The organism is Dehalococcoidia bacterium, assembly GCA_028711995.1.
Classification (GTDB): domain Bacteria; phylum Chloroflexota; class Dehalococcoidia; order SZUA-161; family SpSt-899; genus JAQTRE01.
Window position 1 is genome coordinate 1 of record JAQTRE010000181.1, and the last position, 4,687, is coordinate 4,687.

Genomic DNA, 4,687 nt, shown 5'->3' on the forward strand with positions numbered 1-4,687 from the left:
TCACCGAGGCTTGGGGCACCTTGCGGCGGGGTGCCCTGAGCCCTCTCCTCCTGGGGATTGAGCGTGGGTGATTTTCAGGTCAATATATTGAAATTCAGAATGATGAGAAGCCATGCGCTATCCAGCCCCTACGCGTTCAGCAAGTGGGTCTCCACCAAAGACGAGCACGATGCCCTCAACCCTGTTAAGCGCTTCCCATGGTGGCTGCCGTATGTGCCTCATGTTTTTCAGGCTCTTCTTGATTACGATATCAATTTCTTCCCGAAATCCCGTCAACTCAAGATGACATGGATCATGTGCATATTCTCATTGTGGCTGGCAAAGCGGTTTACCCATCGGCTGATCTACGCGCAGTCGAAGAATGAAACCGATGCTGCAGCACTTGTATTCAACGGCGGGAAGAGCAAGAACTGGGATACGGCCAGAATTTCGTTCATCGAGTCTCACCTACCCGATTGGTTACAGGACAGCCCTGAACCAAGTTCGGCCCCTTCCCGGTTGCTTTTCCCGAATGGCTCTATCATCCAGGCAATACCTCAAGGCGGGGATATGGTGCGTTCCAAGGTCCCTTCGTTTGTATTCTCCGATGAGGCGGCATTCCAACCCGAATTCGCTGACGCATACACGGCCATGCTCCCGATCTGCAAGCAGGGAGGAAAGCTGGCTGCGGTATCGAGTGCGAATCCTGGGTTCTTTGGGATGGTGGCGGCATGATATGTTCCAAATAATGAACAGAGTCACCGTATTTAAGTCAATATAGCGAAGTTAGTTCAAATTAGCAGGGACAAAAATGGAATTGGCGATCTTAAAAAAAGAAAAAAGACGAGCATATCTCGCTGCGAATAGGGTGAGGGAAACCGCCAGGAGAAAAGCCTACTACGAGGCCCATAAAGAATCCGCGATTCTTTGGGCGAAGGAATATTATCAAAATAACAAGGATAAATTCAGGGCCAACTACAAGAAATGGTACTGGAAAGATTCAAGAAACAGAATAACCGCAAGCATGGCAGCCCGGATTCATAAATTCTTAAAGAATGGGGTAAGTGGTAGATCGTGGGAATCTTTGGTGGGGTATTCATTAGATGAATTACGGTCTCACCTTGAAGGTATGTTTTTGGATGGAATGAAGTGGGAGAATTATGGCGAATGGCATATAGACCACATTATTCCATTGGCGGTGTTTCAATTTAACGATGTCGAACATCCTGATTTCAAGAAGGCATGGGCGTTGTCAAACCTTCAGCCACTATGGGCCACTAACAACAAAAGCAAATCAGATAAGACAGATAAGCCATTTCAACCTAGCTTAAGGCTAGAACCATGGATAGCTAGGTTATGAGCCAGACCTACGACACGATAAGGAAGAAGTAAGATGAAGGGTATTCATCAGACAACCACTCATGATGGAGTGCATGTATTCAGGCTGCACTATTCGGCTGATCCATCGAAGGATCCGAGCACTCCGGAAGGCGCGGAATGGCTTCAGCGCGAACTCGTAGGGTATCCTGGCGGACTGAATGATCCCAGGTGGCGCAGGGAGATGGAGATTGACTTTGATGCGTTCGCCGGCCAACTCCTCTTTCCCTACCTGCTCGAATACCAGGATGTAATTTTATGTGAGCCGGTGTCAAAGGTGCCGGTCCACTGGCAGGTTACGGCAGGGCTTGATTACGGCACACGGAACCCTTCAGCGTTCGAACTTACCGGGTGGGACCGGAAGACCGGCAACCCGACCACGTTTTGGGAATACTACCAGGCCCCCAAGACGAAGCAAGAGGGCGATGAGGAATTCAGGAAGCGCAAGGGCTATTTGATTCTTGCCAATGCGATTAAGTCCAACCCCTTCTGGAAGCACATGCAGGATCATAACGTGGTGATCACAGCCGACTCCTCTCTTTGGAACAAGAACCAGGAGACCAAATACGGGCTCAGGTCGGTGGCGTATCTCCTGGAAGAGCAGGGGATCGTGATGACCCCGGCTACCAAAGGCAAGGGCTCGGATATGGCATGGTACGAGATGGTGTCATCCCGTATGTGGTCAAACCCGAAACAGCCTATTTGGAGAATTACCCGAAATTGCACATGGCTTTGGAAGGAGCTCCAAGGGCTGAGGTTTGCGGAGCATTCGGCTTCGGCTTCAGAAACTCACAATGAGAAAGATGAGATCGTTGACAAGGCGAACCATGCTTGCTTTTCAGGAGACACGGAGATCCTAACTAAGGACGGGTGGAAACTCTTTGCTGACATACATGGTCATGAGCAGGTTTTAACGTGGGGCGAAAAGGGGAAAATAGAGTACGAGGAACCCATTGAACTTGTCTCGTACCCGTATGAAGGGGAAATGTACCTCCATGAAAGCGCCAACCTCAATTTCTGCGTTACGCCCAACCATAGGATGTGGGTTGCAGATCAAGTGTCCGTCATTAGAAAGAAGCGGCCACAATTTAAGAGGCTAGAGGCTAGGGAACTCCATGAAGTCATGTGGGTTCCAAAGTGCGCTCAGCGCGGACATGATGAAATAGATTTTTCGGACGAACTGATTGCATGGTTTGGTTTTTGGTTGGCCGAAGGTTGTAAAAGCCAGAACTACCGAGGGTCCAAGTATGCTCATGTTGACCAAAAGAATGCTGATAAAGAAACACTAGATATGTTGGAGAAGGCGGGACAACACTCCACTAGAACAGACAAGAAGGGCGTAACGCGGTTCACATATAATACTTTTCATTGGAACCTAATTAAAGAGATCGGTACGGCTGAGAAGAAATATATCCCTACATGGCTAAAACAGGCATCTCAAAGACAGTTGAAAATCCTTATTCATTGGATGATCAAGGGGGATGGAACTGATAGCGGTAGAATGTGGCGATACAACACAGTATCCCCTCGGCTGGCCGACGATTTTCAAGAGATATGTTTCAAGGCTGGATATGTTTCAAGGATTACTTCTGAACCAAGTAGACAAAGCATCTCTCCTTCAACTGGAAAACCGATGACCAGCCGGAAGATGTATCACATCACTATACAGCGAGGGCGTCATGGGCAGGGTGGTAACGGTGAGACATCGGTACTGGCACAAATCAAGAAATCTCAGATAAAGCATATCGATTTTAACGACCGGGTATATTGCGTAACAACAAAGAATCGTGTGGTTGTCGTGAGAAGAAATGGAATAGCCATGTGGTGCGGTAACTGCGATGCGATTAAGTATGACCACATGTCTCATTGGCAACAGCTTGATCAGTTGCCAGATCAGAGGTCCCCACAGGATAAGCGTATTGACCGCATGTCCAGGCGCGATGTCGATCCATTTGAGCGAGACTTTGGGGATGACTCACTCGCTCGTTACCGGGAATCGGCAAGGTCAAACGATGGTTTCAGTGATCCCGATGATGAGCCGGATGAGGAGTATGGGGAGTATTCGCAGAGGCCGGAGAGTGTGAGTTTGGGGATGAGGAGATGATATGGAGAGAGCTTCTAGAACTTATCGTGTTTTGGACCCTACTGACTGCAGGCGTACTTTTGACGGCATGGGCGGACAACAGCGGGGGACTATGGCGGGATACACCGGCAACGGAAATACTCCCACCCAGGATATTCCTGGTACCGAGAGGATGATGTGATGTTCCCTGAGTACACGAATGAAATTCTTCTCTGCCTCTGGACCATCCTATCCGTCTGTGTGGGCTTCAGGATGGGACGGCAGACCTCTGGTGTATCTGAGCCCAAGGAGCCGAAGTACGCTCAGTCCAAGGAGCCCTATTCTTTCGAAGAGGAATCCGGGTATGTCGAGGACGAACTGTTGAAGGAGACAGAGGACCGGTATCGATCGATCAATCAGAACAAGGTGGAGAAGGGGGAGGATTTATGAAGGCAAGAATCGCAGCCGTCGTTTTTTGCCCCGAATGTGGGTTTCACATGTGGCGTGATAGCGACCATGTGCGTTGCGCCAACGAGGACTGTAAGCTCTGTGACAAGAAATTCGAGTATCCAACCGTGGAGTTGAAGGAGAAGAAAGAGTAAACCATTTTTCAGTGAGGAGGTTTTATGCTTGAAGAGAGACAGAAGTTGTTTCAAGAATTGGTTCAAGTGATGGCAAAGGTCATGCTACCCCAAACCACAGGGGAAGTCCTGGGGGGGCAGGCCATGTGCGCCCAGTCGATGGATGCCCGTCTTGGGAAGTCAAAACCTATTCAGGAACAGCCTTATGGTCCGGTAGTGCTCGAACAGATGGACCGGATGAGGATTGATATCAGCACGGCTGAGGAGGCGGTCGAGCGACTTTACGAGAAGACTAAGATGGTCACTTTCCCGGAGGCGGCCAATCAGGCCCTGACAGGTGGAGGAGAAATAGACCAAGTCATTCCTCCTGTAGCTGAAGACCTTCGGGAGTCATGCCGTAGGGTGGAGCGACTGACGGTAAGGATCAATTATCTGATTGCGAGGATCGGACTGTGAGCCTTCAACCCCAAATCGCCCAAGTAGGCTTCATGCGAATCCCGGTCCCCCCGACCATGGGGATACTCCGTTGTGAGATATGCCGGGCGGACATAGGTAGGTTCGACCCCTCAAGGCTGGCCCTGCCCCTTCGCGCAGACATGTTCGAAGCGATAGGCCCGGGCTTCCCCCATCCGTTCAGGTTCGACCCAAGGTTTGCGGCTTCTGTCTCATGGGAACAGGCATCCTGCCC

7 protein-coding genes are annotated in these 4,687 nt (G+C 50.1%); all 7 read left to right on the top strand.

The window, feature by feature from the left end; genetic code table 11:
* Positions 1 to 99 precede the first annotated feature (99 nt).
* The 7 genes from PHV74_14985 (at position 100) to PHV74_15015 (ending at position 4,455) form a co-directional block, all read left to right on the top strand.
* The gene (locus tag PHV74_14985; GenBank protein MDD5095660.1) at positions 100 to 714 is read left to right on the top strand and encodes a hypothetical protein; all 615 of its coding nucleotides are present in this window, start codon (positions 100 to 102) and stop codon (positions 712 to 714) included.
* 76 nt (positions 715 to 790) lie between these two features.
* Complete coding sequence (locus tag PHV74_14990; GenBank protein ID MDD5095661.1) at positions 791 to 1,339, top strand: hypothetical protein; 549 nt, start codon at positions 791 to 793, stop codon at positions 1,337 to 1,339.
* A 33-nt stretch (positions 1,340 to 1,372) separates the two neighbouring features.
* A complete protein-coding gene (locus tag PHV74_14995) occupies positions 1,373 to 3,460 on the top strand; it encodes a hypothetical protein (protein MDD5095662.1) in 2,088 nt (695 codons plus the stop codon).
* A gap of 1 nt (position 3,461) precedes the next feature.
* Positions 3,462 to 3,620 carry a hypothetical protein gene (locus PHV74_15000; protein ID MDD5095663.1) on the top strand — a complete coding sequence of 53 codons (159 nt, stop codon included), beginning with the start codon at positions 3,462 to 3,464 and terminating at the stop codon, positions 3,618 to 3,620.
* Positions 3,620 to 3,868: a hypothetical protein gene (locus PHV74_15005; protein ID MDD5095664.1), complete on the top strand. Its 249-nt coding sequence runs from the start codon at positions 3,620 to 3,622 to the stop codon at positions 3,866 to 3,868. Before PHV74_15000 ends, PHV74_15005 begins: the two co-directional genes overlap by 1 nt.
* Positions 3,865 to 4,020, top strand: coding sequence for a hypothetical protein (locus PHV74_15010; GenBank protein MDD5095665.1), 156 nt, complete (start codon positions 3,865 to 3,867; stop codon positions 4,018 to 4,020). Before PHV74_15005 ends, PHV74_15010 begins: the two co-directional genes overlap by 4 nt.
* A 24-nt stretch (positions 4,021 to 4,044) precedes the next feature.
* The gene (locus PHV74_15015) at positions 4,045 to 4,455 is read left to right on the top strand and encodes a hypothetical protein (GenBank protein MDD5095666.1); all 411 of its coding nucleotides are present in this window, start codon (positions 4,045 to 4,047) and stop codon (positions 4,453 to 4,455) included.
* Positions 4,456 to 4,687: the final 232 nt, after the last annotated feature.